This is a genomic window from Actinacidiphila rubida (assembly GCF_900110255.1).
Classification (GTDB): domain Bacteria; phylum Actinomycetota; class Actinomycetes; order Streptomycetales; family Streptomycetaceae; genus Actinacidiphila; species Actinacidiphila rubida.
Genome location: NZ_FODD01000008.1, coordinates 172,583 through 186,937 on the forward strand (window position 1 = coordinate 172,583; position 14,355 = coordinate 186,937).

At 74.5% G+C, this 14,355-nt stretch carries 13 protein-coding genes; 6 read left to right on the top strand and 7 right to left on the bottom strand.

The window, feature by feature from the left end; all coding sequences use genetic code 11:
* Position 1 precedes the first annotated feature (1 nt).
* From BMW99_RS10505 to mraZ, 4 genes are all read right to left on the bottom strand, one after another.
* Positions 2 to 2,188 (bottom strand): peptidoglycan D,D-transpeptidase FtsI family protein, encoded by a 2,187-nt coding sequence (locus tag BMW99_RS10505; protein WP_407640281.1) that lies wholly within the window; start codon positions 2,186 to 2,188, stop codon positions 2 to 4.
* Between the two features lie 4 nt (positions 2,189 to 2,192).
* Positions 2,193 to 2,639 carry a hypothetical protein gene (locus tag BMW99_RS10510; protein ID WP_075016675.1) on the bottom strand — a complete coding sequence of 149 codons (447 nt, stop codon included), beginning with the start codon at positions 2,637 to 2,639 and terminating at the stop codon, positions 2,193 to 2,195.
* Positions 2,640 to 2,719: 80 nt separating this feature from the next.
* Positions 2,720 to 3,700, bottom strand: coding sequence for a 16S rRNA (cytosine(1402)-N(4))-methyltransferase RsmH (rsmH, locus tag BMW99_RS10515; protein WP_075016676.1), 981 nt, complete (start codon positions 3,698 to 3,700; stop codon positions 2,720 to 2,722).
* Positions 3,701 to 3,944: 244 nt separating this feature from the next.
* Positions 3,945 to 4,376, bottom strand: coding sequence for a division/cell wall cluster transcriptional repressor MraZ (gene mraZ, locus BMW99_RS10520; protein ID WP_069463276.1), 432 nt, complete (start codon positions 4,374 to 4,376; stop codon positions 3,945 to 3,947).
* Between the two features lie 124 nt (positions 4,377 to 4,500).
* On the opposite strand from mraZ, the gene BMW99_RS10525 reads away from it, so the two are divergent.
* From BMW99_RS10525 to BMW99_RS10540, 4 genes are all read left to right on the top strand, one after another.
* Positions 4,501 to 5,064, top strand: a complete 564-nt coding sequence (locus tag BMW99_RS10525) for a beta-class carbonic anhydrase (RefSeq protein ID WP_069463275.1) — start codon at positions 4,501 to 4,503, stop codon at positions 5,062 to 5,064.
* Between the two features lie 147 nt (positions 5,065 to 5,211).
* Positions 5,212 to 6,252, top strand: coding sequence for an AAA family ATPase (locus tag BMW99_RS10530; protein ID WP_075016677.1), 1,041 nt, complete (start codon positions 5,212 to 5,214; stop codon positions 6,250 to 6,252).
* Positions 6,252 to 7,721: a DUF58 domain-containing protein gene (locus tag BMW99_RS10535; RefSeq protein WP_069463273.1), complete on the top strand. Its 1,470-nt coding sequence runs from the start codon at positions 6,252 to 6,254 to the stop codon at positions 7,719 to 7,721. The genes BMW99_RS10530 and BMW99_RS10535 overlap by 1 nt, the downstream gene beginning before the upstream one ends.
* Positions 7,718 to 10,105 (top strand): transglutaminase family protein, encoded by a 2,388-nt coding sequence (locus BMW99_RS10540; protein ID WP_075016678.1) that lies wholly within the window; start codon positions 7,718 to 7,720, stop codon positions 10,103 to 10,105. The genes BMW99_RS10535 and BMW99_RS10540 overlap by 4 nt, the downstream gene beginning before the upstream one ends.
* Positions 10,106 to 10,505: 400 nt before the next feature.
* Here BMW99_RS10540 and BMW99_RS10545 read toward each other — a convergent pair whose 3' ends face one another.
* From BMW99_RS10545 to BMW99_RS10555, 3 genes are all read right to left on the bottom strand, one after another.
* Positions 10,506 to 10,901: a DUF3040 domain-containing protein gene (locus BMW99_RS10545; protein WP_069466616.1), complete on the bottom strand. Its 396-nt coding sequence runs from the start codon at positions 10,899 to 10,901 to the stop codon at positions 10,506 to 10,508.
* Between the two features lie 293 nt (positions 10,902 to 11,194).
* Positions 11,195 to 11,965 (bottom strand): methyltransferase, encoded by a 771-nt coding sequence (locus tag BMW99_RS10550; protein WP_069466617.1) that lies wholly within the window; start codon positions 11,963 to 11,965, stop codon positions 11,195 to 11,197.
* Positions 11,966 to 12,171: 206 nt separating this feature from the next.
* The gene (locus BMW99_RS10555) at positions 12,172 to 12,648 is read right to left on the bottom strand and encodes an SAV_6107 family HEPN domain-containing protein (RefSeq protein WP_075016679.1); all 477 of its coding nucleotides are present in this window, start codon (positions 12,646 to 12,648) and stop codon (positions 12,172 to 12,174) included.
* A 129-nt stretch (positions 12,649 to 12,777) separates the two neighbouring features.
* Between BMW99_RS10555 and BMW99_RS10560 the strand changes: the two genes are divergently transcribed.
* Positions 12,778 to 13,401, top strand: coding sequence for a TetR/AcrR family transcriptional regulator (locus BMW99_RS10560; protein ID WP_075016680.1), 624 nt, complete (start codon positions 12,778 to 12,780; stop codon positions 13,399 to 13,401).
* 322 nt (positions 13,402 to 13,723) lie between these two features.
* Positions 13,724 to 14,347 (top strand): DUF4126 domain-containing protein, encoded by a 624-nt coding sequence (locus tag BMW99_RS10565; protein ID WP_075016681.1) that lies wholly within the window; start codon positions 13,724 to 13,726, stop codon positions 14,345 to 14,347.
* Positions 14,348 to 14,355: the final 8 nt, after the last annotated feature.

Genomic DNA, 14,355 nt, shown 5'->3' on the forward strand with positions numbered 1-14,355 from the left:
ATCACGGTGCTTTCTGCCCTGCCGCGGGCGCCGGTTCCGCGGGGTCGAAGGTGATCGGCAGATCGGGCGCGGGTTTGCCCGAAGGCGCCACGCCGAGGGACTTCAGGCCGAACTCCATGACCTTCTTGAAGACCGGGCCGCAGATCTCGCCGCCGAAGTAGCTCCCCCTGGTCGGGTTCTGGATGACGCAGGAGACGGTCAGCCGCGGGTTGTCGGCGGGCGCGAACCCCATGAACGACGAGGTGTAGCCCTTGTAGCGGCCGGTGTCGGGGTCCACCCGGTTGGCCGTACCGGTCTTGCCGGCGACCCGGTAGCCGTCGATCCGGGCGTAGACGCCGGTGCCCTGCTCGCTGCCGACGACGGACTCCAGCATCTGCGAGAGGGTCGTGGCGGTCCGCGCGCTGACCACCCGGGTCTTCTTCGGCGCGGGGGCGGGCACGAACCGCCCGTCGGGCCCGGTGATGCCGCGGATCAGCGAGGGCTGGACGCGCACGCCGCCGTTGGCGATGGTCGCGTACACCGAGGTGGCCTGCAGGGCGCTCAGCGACAGGCCCTGGCCGAAGGGGATGGTGAACTGCTGGGAGGCGTTCCAGTTCTGCGGCTTGGCCAGGATGCCGGGGGTCTCGCCGGGGAAGCCGACGCCGGTCGGCGAGCCGATGCCGAACTTCTTCAGGTAGGAGTACAGGACCTGGTTGGCCTGCGCCTGCGTCTTTCCCAGCTGCTGGCTGGCCAGGATCGTGCCGATGTTGCTGGACTTGGCCAGCACCCCGTTGAGGGTCAGGTACCAGGTGCCGTGGTCGACGTCGTCGTGGAAGACCCGGTCGGCGCGCGGCAGCGTGCCGGGCACGGTGACACGGGTGGTGGGCGTGGCCGTGCCGGTGTCGAGGATCGCGGCCATCGACATCAGCTTGCTGACACTGCCCGGCTCGTAGGCGTCCTGCACGGCGGCGTTGCCGAGCGCATGGGGGTCGGCGTGGGCCAGGTCGTTGGGGTCGTAGCCGGGGGCGTCGGCCATGGCCAGGACCTCGCCGGTCCGGTTGTCCATCACCGTCACGTAGCCGCGGTCCGCGTGGGACTTCTGCACCTGGGCGGTGATGGCGCTCTGCGCGGCCCACTGGATGTCCCGGTCCAGTGTCAGCTCCACGTCGTCGCCGGGGACCGCGGGCTGCTCCTGGCTGCCCGCGGTGGGCACCTGGCGGCCGTTGGACTGCGCGTAGCGGATCTTGCCGTTGGTGCCGGACAGCTGCTTGTCGAGCATCGACTCCAGGCCGCCGGCGCCCTGCCCGTCGCCGTTCACGAAGCCGATCACGCCCGCGGCCAGGTCGCCCGCCGGGTAGACCCGCTTGGAGTGCGGCTCGCTGAAGATCCCGGCCAGCACGTCGGCGCCCTGGCCCTTGGCGGCCTTCGCTGCGAACGCGGCCTTGAGGTCCTTGATCTGGTTCCAGGCCTGCGGCGACTGCTGCCTGGCGATGATCTGGTAGCGGGAGCCGGGCGCTGCGAGCTGCTGGGCGATCTTGGTGGCGTCGCCCCCGACGATCGGCGCGAGCAGCTCCGCGGCCTGCTGGGGGGCGTCCTTCACCTTGGCCTGCGCGGGCGTGAACAGGTACGGGTCGGCGGTCACGTCGAACGCGTCGACGGTGGTGGCCAGGTCCGCGCCGGTGCGGTCGGTGATGGTGCCGCGGTCGGCGGTGACCTCGTGGGTGACCCAGCGGTTGACGGCGGCCTTGGACGCGTACGCGGACGCGTCGACCGCCTGCACCTGCAGCAGCCGCACCACGAACACGGCCATCACGATCGTCAGGGCCGCGCCGACCAGCCGCAGCCGCGGCCGCGGCCGGCCCAGCCGTACCGGGCCGCGCGGCGCGGGCCGGCCGGGGCCGCGCAGCGAGCGGGCCCCCGCGGGCCGCCGCGGCGGCCCGACCCGGCCTGGCTGCGCCTGCGCGTGGCCCGGCGCGTGACCCTGCCCGCGTGGCTGCCCGGAGCCCTCCCGGTGCCCCTGGCCCTGTCCGCCGCCCTGCGCGGGGCCCTGGCCCTGGCGTTCGCGCCGCGCGGGGCCGCGTGCCGCGGCGCCCTGGCCGCCCACGGACCGCGCGGCGCCCCTGCCGCCGGGCGGCGGGACCGGGCGGCGCGGGCGGCCGCCGCCCGCCGGGCGTCCGTGCGGGTCCCTGTCGTCGTCGCGCCCGGTCACCTGCTCACCTGCCCGAGGTCGGGTCGGACGTCCCCGGGGAGGGCGTGGACGTGCCGGCGGTCGTGCCCGGCGCACCGGACGCCGGGGAACCGGCCTGCGGCTGCCCGGAGGGCGTGGCCGACGAGCCGGCGGACACCGCGGGCGAGGCCGAGCCCAGGGTGGGTGTCGGTGTGGGGCTGGGCGGCGGCGCGGTCGCGGCCTGCGGGGTGCCGTGCACGCCCCCGGCCGGCGTCAGGAACGCCGGGGCGCCGCCGGGCACCATGCCCATCTGCCGCGCCCGCTCCTCCAGCGCGCCGGGCGCGGACAGGCCGTCCACCTCCTGCTGGAGCTCCTGCTGCTCGTCGGTGTAACCGGTGGTCTCCTTCTGCAGCTTGTTCAGCTGGAACGAGTCCTGGTTGACGGCCGAGTTCAGCAGCAGGAGCGAGATCAGGCCCCCCGCGAGCAGCGTCACGATGAGAACGACGAACGGCGTGCGTGCCGCGGTTGCACCCGCCCCCCGCGGCGATCCCCTCCTCCCCGCCTGCGCCCCGATCACCGCATGTCCTCCCTGATGCGTTCCGCGCCGCGCAGCCTGGCCGGCGCCGCGCGCCGGTTCTCCGCGATCTCGTCCTCGGTGGGAAGTTCCGCGCCGCGTGTGAGCAGCTTCAGGCGCGGCTGGTACTGCTCGGGCACCACGGGCAGTCCTGGGGGCGCGGTGTTCGCCGCGCCGGCCGCGAAGACCTGCTTGACCAGCCGGTCCTCCAGCGAGTGGTACGACAGCACCGCGATCCGGCCGCCGACGGCGAGCGCCGCCACGGCCGCGGGGATGGCCCGCTCCAGCACCGCCAGCTCCCCGTTGACCTCGATCCGCAGCGCCTGGAAGGTCCGCTTCGCCGGGTTGCCGCCGGTGCGCTTGGCGGCCTGCGGGAGGGCGTCGCGGATCAGCTCGACCAGCCGGGCGCTGGTGGTGAAGGGCTCCCGCTCACGCTCCCGGACGATCGCGTCGACGATCTTCCGGGCGAACTTCTCCTCGCCGTACGTCCGCAGGATGCGTACCAGTTCACCCGGCGGATACGTGTTCAGGACCTCGGCGGCGCTGATGCCCGACGACTGGTTCATCCGCATGTCCAGCGGCGCGTCCTGGGCGTAGGCGAAACCGCGCCCGGCCTCGTCGAGCTGCATCGAGGACACGCCCAGGTCGAACAGGACGCCCTGCACGCGCGGGATGCCCAGGTCCTCCAGCACCTCGGGCAGTTCGTCGTACACCGCGTGGACGAGCGTGGCGCGGTCGCCGAACGGGGCCAGGCGCTTGGCGGCGAGTTCGAGTGCCGCCGGGTCGCGGTCGACGGCCACCAGCCGGGCGGCGGGGAAGGTCTGCAGCAGCGCCTCGCTGTGCCCGCCCAGGCCCAGCGTCGCGTCCACCACGACCGCGCCGGGCTCGGCGAGGGCCGGCGCCAGCAGATCGAGGCAGCGCCGCAGCATCACCGGGACGTGCCGCGGTTGCGCGGGCGGCGTGGCGGACGGGTCGTTCATGTGGCCCTGGTTTCCTGTCGGGGCTGCGGCGCCGCGGCGGCGCTCTTCCTGCCGGGTGCGATGGCCGCGCTCGGCGACGGATGCCTGGACGTAGAACCGGGTCCCCGCCCGCTCGCGGAATGCGCCCCTCTGGCACCGGGGAAGTGGTGCCAGCGGAGCGCTGAGCGGGAGGAGGCCGGGCCGTACGTCCGCGCGGTGGTGCGGAGTGGTGCGCGGTGGGGGTGCGCGGCGGTACGGGCCGCGCTCACAGTAATCCGGGCGGAACCTCCTGTGACAGGGCCGAAAAGGTGTCTTCCTGCGCGCCGAGGTACTGCTCCCAGGCGTCCGCCGCCCAGATCTCCACACGCGTGTTCGCGCCGATGACCGCGCAGTCGCGGACCAGCCCGGCGTAGTCGCGCAGGGCCTGCGGCACGGTCACCCGGCCCTGCTTGTCGGGGACCTCGTCGTGGGCGCCGGCGAACAGCACCCGCAGGTAGTCCCGGGCGGCCTTGGAGGTGAGCGGGGCCGTCGACAACTGCTCGGTGGCGGCGGTGAAACCCGCGACGGGCCACACGCACAGGCAGCGCTCCTGCCCGCGGGTGATCACCAGGCCGTCGGCGAACGCGTCCCGGAACCGGGCGGGAAGCACGAGCCGGTTCTTGTCGTCCAGCCGCGGTGTGTACGTCCCGAGGAACATCACACCTCCCGCCAGACGCCACCACTTCGCGCCACTTTACTCCACCGCTCTCCACGGGCAACGTTGCCGCGACGCACCGGGCGCGCCCCTGCTCCTGGCAGCCGCTCGCGCTACCGTCATAGACATGTCGATACCTGCAAGCAGCGCGGCCGGACAGGCCGAGCGCACCCAGCCGTCGCCGGACGCCTCCTCCGAGTCCGTCATCGACCGGCTCGTCACCGCCAACGAGCGCTACGCCGCCGAGTTCCAGGACCCGGGCATGGGCGCCGCGCCCGTGCTGCGGGTGGCGGTCGTCGCGTGCATGGACGCGCGCATCGACCTGCATAAGGCCCTCGGCCTGCAACTGGGCGACTGCCACACCATCCGCAACGCCGGCGGCGTGGTCACCGACGACACCATCCGTTCCCTGACCATCAGCCAGCGCGCCCTGGGCACCCGCTCCGTCGTCCTCATCCACCACACCAACTGCGGACTGCAGACCATCACCGAGGATTTCAGGACGGAACTGGAGGCCGAGGTGGGGCAGCGTCCCACCTGGTCCGTCGAGGCGTTCACCGACGCCGACCAGGACGTCCGGCAGTCCATGGCCCGGGTCCGCACCTCCCCCTTCCTCACCCACACCGACGACGTGCGAGGCTTCGTCTTCGACGTCCACACCGGCCTGCTGCGGGAAATCACGAACAAGTAACGGCAGGCGAGTGACGTGGGCGGTCCCGTAAGGGAAGAATGCAAGGTGCGGCACGTCTCGCCCGAAGCGAGCGTTGCGCATTCGGGGAGGGCCGGTCCGGGATGACCGCGACCCTGCGGTCCCAAGGAACAGGCCGAGGAGTACCGGGTGACGACCTTTGACGCACGAGCAAGCCTGAGCGATCTGACCACGACTGCGGAACGGATCCGCCACAGCGTGGAGAACGTGATCGAGGGCAAGCCCGAGGTCGTACGCATCGCACTGACCGTGTTGCTCGCCGAGGGACACCTGCTGATCGAGGACGTGCCGGGCGTCGGTAAGACAATGCTGTCCAAGGCGCTGGCACGTTCGATCGACTGCACGGTGCGGCGGATCCAGTTCACGCCCGACCTGCTGCCGTCGGACATCACCGGTGTGAGCGTCTTCGACCAGCAGCAGCGGGACTTCGAGTTCAAGCCGGGCGCGATCTTCGCCCAGATCGTGGTGGGCGACGAGATCAACCGCGCGTCGCCCAAGACCCAGTCGGCGCTCCTGGAGTCCATGGAGGAGCGCCAGGTCACCATCGACGGCACCACGTACGAGCTGCCGACGCCGTTCATGGTGATCGCCACCCAGAACCCCGTGGAGATGGAGGGCACCTACCCGCTGCCCGAGGCGCAGCGGGACCGCTTCACCGCCCGGGTGTCGGTCGGCTACCCCAGCCCCGACGCCGAGTTGCAGATGCTCGACGTGCACGGCGGCGTCTCGCCGCTGGACGACCTGCAGCCGGTGGCGCACGCCCACGAGATCGTCAAGCTGATCGAGGCGGTCCGCCAGGTGCACGTCTCCGAGCCGGTCCGCCGGTACGCGGTCACCCTGGTCGGCGCCACCCGCAACCACCCCGACCTGCGCCTGGGCGCCTCGCCCCGGGCGACCCTGCACCTGATCAGGACGTCCCGGGCGTGGGCCGCCCTCGACGGCCGGGACTACGTGCTGCCCGACGACGTGCAGTCGCTCGCGCAGTCGGTGCTCGCCCACCGCCTGCTGCCGACCGCGCAGGCCCAGCTGAACCGGCGCACGCCCGAGCAGGTCGTCAGCGAGATCGTCCAGCGGGTGCCGGTGCCGAGCGCGCAGCCCGGCCCGGGCGCGGGCGCCGGCTGGCCGGCCCAGCCCGCCTCCGCCCCGCAGCCCGGCAACCGGGGGCTGTGATGCCGGCGAGGCCGGCGAGGCCGGAGCCCCCGCCACCGCCGCGCGTGCCGCCGGGTGCCCCGCCAGGGGCGCCGGCCGCCGGCGGGGCCCAGCAGGGCGGCGGCCTGCGCTCGGCGCTGGGCGGGCTCACCACCCGCGGCCGCTCCTTCGTGGCCGCGGGCCTGGCGGCCGCGGTCTGCTCCTACGTGCTGGGCCAGTCCGACCTGCTGCGGGTGGGCCTGCTGCTGGCGGCGCTGCCCCTGGTGTGCGTCGCGGTGCTCTACCGCACCCGCTACCGGGTGGCCGGCAGCCGCCGGCTGTCGCCGTCCCGGGTGCCGGCGATGTCCGAGGCCCGCGTGCACCTGCGCATCGACAACGTCTCCCGGATCCCGTCCGGCCTGCTGATGCTGCAGGACCGGGTGCCGTACGTGCTGGGACCGCGCCCGCGGTTCGTGCTGGACCGGGTGGAGCCCGGCGGCCACCGCGAGGTGTCCTACCGGGTCCGCTCCGACCTGCGCGGCCGCTACCCGCTGGGCCCGCTGCAGCTGCGGCTCACCGACCCGTTCGGGATGGTCGAGCTGACCCGGTCGTTCAGCGCCTTCGACACCCTCACCGTGGTGCCCAGGGTCGAGCCGCTGCCGGCGGTCCGGCTGGCCGGCGAGTCCTCCGGCTACGGCGAGAGCCGCACCCGCGCCCTCGCGCTGGCCGGTGACGACGACGTGATCCCGCGCGGCTACCGGCACGGCGACGACCTGCGCCGGGTGCACTGGCGATCCACCGCCAAGTACGGCGAGCTGATGGTGCGGCGCGAGGAGCAGCCCAACCGCGCCCGCTGCACCGTCCTGCTGGACACCCGGGAGAACGCCTACTTCGGCGCGGGACCGGACTCGGCGTTCGAGTGGGCGGTGTCCGGGGCCGCCTCCGTCGCCGCCCACATGCTGGAGCGGGGCTTCGCGGTACGGCTGCTCACCGACACCGGCAGCAGCGTGCCGGGCCCCGAGAGCGGGTCCGGGTTCAGCGGCGACACCTCGGACATGGCGGGGCTGCTGCTGGACACCCTCGCGGTCGTCGAGCACTCCGACGGCGAGGACCTGGCGCCCGCCTACGAGGTGCTGCGCACCGGCAGCGAGGGCTTGATCGTGGCGTTCCTCGGCGACCTGTTCGAGGAGCAGGCCACGACCCTGGGGCGGATGCGGCAGCGGGCCGGCGGCGCGGTGGCGTTCGTGCTGGACAGCGACGACTGGCTGGCCCGCGAGGCCGGCGTGCACCACGACGTGCCGGGGGCGGCCCTGGCCGCCGACGGCGGGGGCGCCGCCCCCGAGGACACGGACACCACCGAGCACGCGGTGCAGATGCTGCGCGAGTCGGGGTGGACGGTGGTGCAGGTGCACCCCGGCGAGCCGCTGTCCGAACTGTGGCGGCAGGCGGACCGGTACCGGTCCGGCGAGGACACTGCGGGCGAACGGCGCGAAGCGGGGGCGAGGCCATGACCGGCCGGGGACGGCTGACGGTGTGCGGGGCGGCGGCCTCGCTGATGGCCGCGGCCTCGCTGCTGCCGCTGACCGCCACCAGCGAGTGGATCCTCAAGGCGTTCCTGCTGGTGTGCCTGCAGGCCGGCGTCGGCGCCGGCGCACGGCGGATCCCGCTGGCCAGGCCGCTGACGGTGCTGGCGCAGGCGGTGGTCTCGCTGATCGCGCTGACCATGATGTTCGCGCCGCACCAGGCGCTGGGCGGCATCCTGCCCGGCCCCTCGGCGATCCGCGAACTGGGCCAGGTGCTCCAGGACGGGCTCAACGACGTCGGCAACTTCGCCATCCCGGCGCCCGTCACCCCGGGCATCCGGCTGCTGCTGGTGGGCGGCACGCTGGTGGTCGCGCTCGCCGTCGACGCGATCGCGGTCACCTACAACAGCGCGGCCCCGGCCGGGCTGCCGCTGCTGGCCCTGTACTCGGTGGCCGCCGGCCTCTACGACGGCGGTGCCGCCTGGCCGTACTTCCTGATCGCCGCGGCCGGCTACCTGCTGCTGCTCCTGGCCGAGGGCCGGGACCGGCTGTCGCGCTGGGGCCGGGTGTTCGGCGGCGGTCCCGCGCAGGGCGGGTGGGCCGCGCCCTCGGGCGGCACGGCGACCGCACCGGTGCGCACCGGCCGGCGCATCGGCGCCATGGCGCTGGGCATCGCCCTGATCGCCCCGCTCGTGCTGCCCTCCCTGGGCACCGGGCTGCTGGACACCACCGGGCACGGCGGCGGGGGCGGCGGCGGGGGCGGCGGGGGCACGGGCGCGGTGAACCTCGTCGCGGCCCTTCAGGACAACCTCAACCAGCCCGACAACCGCGAGGTGCTGACCTACCGCACCGACTCCACCGACCTGCCGGGCATGTACCTGCGGATCGCGGCGCTCGACAAGTTCGACGGCAAGGCGTGGACGCCGTCGAACCTCCCGGTCGAGGACATCCCCCAGCAGCTCCCGCAGCCGCAGGGCATGGCCACGGACGTGAAGTTCAAGCCGGTGACCACCCAGGTGCAGGTGGACTCCGACTACGGCCAGGGCCTGCTGCCGATGCCGTTCCCCGCGCTCAGCGTGCAGGCTCCCGGCAACTGGAAGTTCCAGCCCGAGGGCCGGATGATCATCGGCCAGCACGGCCAGAACACGTCCGACGTGCGCTACTCCGTCACGAGCATGCAGGTCATGCCGACCCCGGCCCAGCTGGCGGCCGCGCCCCCGGCGACCGGGCGGATCGCCGACACGTACACGCAGGTGCCCAAGTCGCTGCCGCCGGTGGTCGCCGCGACCGCCCGCAGCGTGACGAAGAACGCCACCAACGACTACCAGCGGGCGCTGGCCCTGCAGCAGTACTTCACCTCGGGCGAGTTCGTGTACAACACCGAGGCCAAGGCGGGCACGGGCGTCGACGCGATCGCGCGCTTCCTGCAGACGAAGGAGGGCTTCTGCGTCCACTTCGCCTTCACGATGGCCGCGATGGCCCGCACCCTGCACATCCCTGCCCGGGTCGCGATCGGCTTCACCCCCGGCTCCCAGACGTCGGACGGGAGGATGTCCGTCGGGTTGAAGGACGCCCACGCCTGGCCCGAGCTGTACTTCGAGGGCGTGGGCTGGACCCGCTTCGAGCCGACGCCGTACCGGGGATCGGCCCCGTCCTACACCTCGTCGAACACCCCGAGCAACGGCGACAACACCACGGACACCGCCCCGCACGGCGCCACCTCGGCCCCCGCGGTGGCGCCCTCGCAGACCGACAGCTGCGCCCCCGAGAACCGGGCGGCCCCGGCCGACTGCACGCTGCCCTCGGCGGCCGCGGGCGGCGGCGGGGGCGGCGACGCGGGCCGGATCGCCCTGTACGCGGTGCTGGCGCTGCTGGTGCTGGCCATCCCCACGACGCCCCTGCTGTGGCGGACCCGGCTGCGGGCCCGCCGGCTCGGCGGCGGCCGGGGCAAGGCCGAGGGGCTCACGCTGTCCGCGTGGCGCGAGGTGATGGACACCGGCTGGGACTACGGCATCCTGCCCGACGAGTCGGAGACGCCGCGGCGCGCCATGGCACGCCTGGTGGAGGAGGGCAAGCTGACCGGCGAGGGCGCCGCGGCGGCCGGAGCGCTGGCCGGCGCGGTGGAACGGGAGCTGTACGCGCCCAACCCGCGGCCGACGCCGGGGCTGGCCGACGAGGTGCACCGGGTGCGCAAGGGACTCCACGCGTCGGCGTCCCGCGGCACCCGTCTGCGGGCCCTGCTCCTGCCGCGCTCGGCGGCCCGGATGAGCTGGGCCGTGTCGGCTCGCTGGAGCAGCGCGGCCCAGCGCGTCTCCCACCGCTGGACCCGCCTCACCACCCCCCTCCGCCGCCGCCACCCCGCCTCCTCCTGACCCCGCGCCCCGCGCCCGCGGCCCCTGGTGGGGGCCGCGGGCAGGGGGGCACGGGCGAGATGGTCAGGCGCAGGGCATACAGGACCGCAGTCCTGGGGGTCGCGGGCCGTCAGAGCCGCGACCGGGGCGGGCGCGGCTCGGCTCGGCGAAGGCTGCAGGCCTGGTAGGCACGGGCAGTAGGCCGCAGGCCCGCCAGGGGGCGGGGTCCCCGGCCTTCGGCCGGGAGGTGTCCCCGACGCGGCCGGCCACGACGCGCCGTCCGACGGCCGAGGACCCTGGGGGCCCGCACGCGCCCCGTCAGGGAGAGGGCCGGAGCCCGCGAGCGGGCCCGCCGTCTCCGGGGATGGCGAAAGGGCCCGCGAAGCGGGCCCTTTCGAAGAATGCGGAACCGAGCCGGAGGCTACTGTCCCTGCTCGTCACGCCGCCGCTGCCACCGCTCCTCGATGCGGTCCATGACCTTGCCGCGCCGCGGCTGCCGGCGGCCGATCCGGCGTCCGGCGGGGGCCGGCGGGTGCTCGCCCGGCCGCGTGGCCCGGCGCCAGCCGGTCACGGCCAGGACCGCGCACGCCAGCATCACCAGGAACCCGACGACGCTCACCCAGGTCTGCTTCGCGACCATCCCGGCCATGAGCAGCCCGATGCCGATCAGGAAGCCGGCAATCGCCAGGTACACGCGGCGGCGGGTGAACGTACGCAGCCCGCCACCCTCAAGCGCAGACGCGAACTTGGGATCTTCGGCGTACAGCGCCCGTTCCATCTGCTCGAGCATGCGCTGCTCATGCTCCGAGAGCGGCACGGCGACCTCCTACTCGTCGGTCGCGCGAGACGACCGATCCGACCCTTTCAGGATAGGCAGGGAATCGCCCCGGTGAAACCCGCCCCACTGTGCCTTGTCCGACGGGGCTGTCCTTCCCCGTCCGCCCTTACGTCATGCCAGCATACGGTCACGAATGCGGCTTCGGGCGGCGTGTGACGGACTCCCCTCGCGAGGCCCCCCGCAGGGGCCCCGGACTCGCCCGTTCGGCCCTGCCCCGAGACGTCCCCGGTCCGCCTCCGGTCCGTTACCGGACCCGTTCGCCGGCCCGTTCCTCAGTCACGTTCCGCGAGCACGTGCAGCTGCGTGGCGACGGCGTGGAAGCCGGGCTCCTCCGCCGCGGCCAGCTCCAGCCGCAGCAGTGCCTCCAGGGCGCCCGGCTCGGTGTCCACCAGCACGCCGGGGACGAGGTCGGAGAAGACCCGCACCCCGTGCACGGCCGTGGCGCGCAGCCCCGTCCCGCCGACCAGCCCGGTCAGCTCCTCGGCGGTGAAGCGGTGCGGCAGCGAGTCTCCGGCGCCCCACCGGCCGTCGGGGTCGCTCAGCGCGTACTGGGCCTCCGCGAAGTGCCCGGCCAGCGCGCGGGCCAGCACCGCGCCGCCGCGCCCGGCCGCGAGCAGGCTGAGCGAACCGCCGGGGCGCAGCGCGCCCACCACGTTGCGCAGGGCCTCCGCCGGGTCGTCGACGTACTCCAGCACGCCGTGGCACAGCACCACGTCGTAGGCGCCGGGTTCGACGTCGCCGAGGAGGCCGTGGGTGTCGCCCTGCACGCCGGTGACCCGGTCGGTGACCCCGGCCTCGGCGGCGCGCCGCTCGAGGGCGAACAGCGCGTCGGGGCTGGGGTCGACGACGGTGACGCGGTGGCCGAGGCGGGCGACCGGCACCGCGAAGTTGCCGGTGCCGCCGCCGGTGTCGAGGACGTCGAGCTCCGGACGGTCCGCGGCTTTGGCCCGCCGTTCCAGCGCGCCGCGCAGGACCTCCCAGACCACGGCGGTACGGAGGCTGGCACGGGGGCGGATCGGGTCCACCCCTCCTTCACGGGACATGGCGGGCGGCTCTCCTCGCGGACGGCGTACGTCTGGGCAGCGACCGGCAACGGTCGGCCCTCACTCTAGGGCCTGCGGTGCCGGCCGCCGGGGCAAGGTGCGGCGCAGGTCAGCACCGGCCGACTCCGCGCCCCGGCGGCCGGGCCGCGGCGCCGCCCTCCCCGTACGCGCCCACCGGCATCCGGCCGCCGGGCAGGACTGACGGTTCAGCCCGCGGCCGGCGGGGCCGACGCCCCCTGCGACTCGCCCTGGAACGCGGGCCGCAGCAGCAGGGCCCGCTCGACCAGCCGCAGGAACATCGAGGCCGACCGGACCAGGTCGTCCGCGTCCCGCGCGCTCGCGGCCCCGGTTATGCCGGCCTCGGCGCGCGCCCGCCGTTCGGCCCCGGCGGCGAACAGCACGCTCCACTCCGACAGTTCGGGCGCGATCTCGGGCAGCACCTCCCAGACGCTGCGGATCCGGCGGCGGCGCCGGCCGGTCTCCTCGGGACGGCCGCGCACGGCCAGCACGGCCGCCGCGGTGCGCAACGCGGCGAGGTGGGCGGTGGCGTAGCGCTCGTGCGGAGCCTGCAGGGCCGCGGCCTCCTCGAGGCCGATGTGCGCCTGGGTGAGCAGGTCGAGGGCGGCGGGCGACGCGGCGGCGCGGCGCAGTACGGGATGGATGTCGCTGACGGGGACTGCCATGACGAGCCTCCTTCTCTCCGTGCACCCATACTGGGGCCCACCACTGACAATCACCCTGACCAGCGCAAACACCCCAGCTGTGGCGGATCGTGCGGACGTGTCCCGCCGCGGGCGTGCAGAATCGGGTCCATGACCACCGCACGTCGTGAGGCCACCCGGCGCAAACTGTACGAAGCCGCCGTCACCCTCATCGCCGAACAGGGCTTCTCCGCCACCACGGTCGACGAGATCGCCGAACGGGCGGGCGTCGCCAAGGGGACCGTCTACTACAACTTCGCCAGCAAGAACGACCTGTTCGAGGAGCTGCTGCGGCACGGCGTCGGCCGGCTCACCGTGTCCCTGCGCCGCGCGGCGGAGGAGACCTCGGACCGCGGCGGCAGCCGGGTGGACGCGCTGGACGCGATGATCCGGGCGGGCCTGGCGTTCATCGTCGGCAACCCGTCCTTCACACAGCTGTACGTCGCCGAACTGTGGCGCACGAACCGCACCTGGCAGGAGACGCTGATGACGGTCCGCCAGGAGGCGGTGGCCGTGGTCGAGCAGGTGCTGGGCGAGGCGGTGACGGCGGGCGAGGTGAGTCCGGAGACGGACGTGCCGCTGACCGCGTCCGCACTGTTCGGCATGGTGCTGGTGGCCGCCCTGGACTGGCAGGCGTTCCAGCCGGAACGCAGCCTCGACGAGGTGCACGCGGCGCTGTCGCTGCTGCTGCAGGGCAGGGTCGGGGGCGGCGCGGGCGCGACCGCCCCCGCCTGAGCCCGGCCCGCGCCTCGCCCGCACCTCCCGGGCCCCGCGCGGGACATGCCCGCACGGGGGGGTGCGCCGCTCCGGCACGGCCCGGTTCCCCCGTCGGCCGGACCGCAGCGGCGCCTCCCCCGTGCGCCCCCCGTTCGCGGTGGGCCGGGTCGACCGCCGCCCCGTGTCGGCGGTCGGGGTCCGCGCCCGTCCGCGGTACCACTGTCCCCGTTTGCGCAGGTCGCGCCCATCCGTGCGGATACTCAACCCCGCGGCTGAGTACGGGTACTCAGCACTGGGCGGTTTCACCTCCCGCCGCGCGTGGGGGCCTAGACTCGCGCTCGTGTCCGTCCTCCCCCTCGTGTTCACCAGCGGCTGGGCCAGCGGCATCAACGCCTACGCCGTCGTGCTGCTGCTCGGCGTGCTCGGCAGGGCCGGGGTGAGCGACCAGGTGCCCGCGTCGCTGGAACGCGCCGACGTGCTGGTGGTGGCCGGCGTGCTGTTCCTGTGCGGGGCGGTCGCGGACAAGATCCCCTACGTCGACTCGGCGTGGGATGCGGTGCACACCGTGATCCGCCCGGTGGCCGGCGCGGTGGTGGCGGCGCTGCTGGCCGGGCAGCAGGGGTCGCTGTCCCACCTGGCGGCCGGCGCGATCGGCGGTTCCACGGCCCTGGCCAGCCATCTGGTGAAGGCGGGCACGAGGATGGCCGTCAACACCTCGCCCGAGCCGTTCAGCAACATCGTGCTGAGCACGCTGGAGGACCTGGCCGTCGCCGGCATCGTGGTGCTGGCGCTCTTCCACCCGGTGGTGGCCGCGGCCGTGGCCGCGGTGCTGCTGACGCTGGGCCTGACGACGCTGGTCCTCCTGTTCTCGCGCATCCGCCGCTTCTTCCGGCGCCGCAGGCAGCGCCGTCGCGGCGGCGTCGGGCCGGGCGGCGGCGTGACCCGGGCCCCGGCGGCCACCTGACCGCGAGG

Coding starts and splice junctions, on each gene's coding strand:
- rsmH (WP_075016676.1), bottom strand. CDS start 3,700: ATGAACGACCCGTCCGCCACGCCGCCCGCGCAACCGCGGCACGTCCCG.
- mraZ (WP_069463276.1), bottom strand. CDS start 4,376: ATGTTCCTCGGGACGTACACACCGCGGCTGGACGACAAGAACCGGCTC.
- BMW99_RS10525 (WP_069463275.1), top strand. CDS start 4,501: ATGTCGATACCTGCAAGCAGCGCGGCCGGACAGGCCGAGCGCACCCAG.
- BMW99_RS10535 (WP_069463273.1), top strand. CDS start 6,252: ATGCCGGCGAGGCCGGCGAGGCCGGAGCCCCCGCCACCGCCGCGCGTG.
- BMW99_RS10540 (WP_075016678.1), top strand. CDS start 7,718: ATGACCGGCCGGGGACGGCTGACGGTGTGCGGGGCGGCGGCCTCGCTG.
- BMW99_RS10550 (WP_069466617.1), bottom strand. CDS start 11,965: ATGTCCCGTGAAGGAGGGGTGGACCCGATCCGCCCCCGTGCCAGCCTC.
- BMW99_RS10555 (WP_075016679.1), bottom strand. CDS start 12,648: ATGGCAGTCCCCGTCAGCGACATCCATCCCGTACTGCGCCGCGCCGCC.
- BMW99_RS10560 (WP_075016680.1), top strand. CDS start 12,778: ATGACCACCGCACGTCGTGAGGCCACCCGGCGCAAACTGTACGAAGCC.